Origin of the sequence: Pseudomonas sp. 2995-1 (assembly GCF_002742505.1) — a bacterium.
Classification (GTDB): domain Bacteria; phylum Pseudomonadota; class Gammaproteobacteria; order Pseudomonadales; family Pseudomonadaceae; genus Aquipseudomonas; species Aquipseudomonas sivasensis.
This window is the reverse complement of record NZ_LJSA01000170.1, coordinates 1-341: the sequence shown is the minus strand read 5'-3', so window position 1 is coordinate 341 and position 341 is coordinate 1. Positions and strand designations below refer to the sequence as shown.

The window sequence follows — 341 nt, the reverse complement described above, 5'->3', positions numbered from 1 at the left end:
GAAGTACTTTCTATAGAAGATCAAGTGAGTATTATTACTGCAATTCTAGAAGGAGAATCTTCTGATGAGCTAGCCTATTATCGTAATCAAGTCATTTTCAACACTGCAGCCCGTTATTATCTGTTTGGTAAAACAACATCTATGGAAGAAGGCTTAGAAGTAGCAGATAAACAACTCAAATCACAAAAAGGGGCTGAACAATTAAACAGATGGCGAAGTTATGTTAAGAATCTTTCTCTAAATACTGGTGAAACTGTAAGCTAAAAAACCACTAATGACAAGGGGGAAACAATGATGAGAAAAGGAAAAGTCTATCTTGTTGGTGCAGGTCCTGGTGACCC

At 37.0% G+C, this 341-nt stretch carries 1 protein-coding gene; it reads left to right on the top strand.

Annotation, left to right across the window (positions count from 1 at the left end):
- The coding region (locus AOA61_RS30790) for a hypothetical protein (RefSeq protein ID WP_218197326.1) at positions 1-264 on the top strand (264 nt) is incomplete at its 5' end.
- Positions 265-341: the final 77 nt, after the last annotated feature.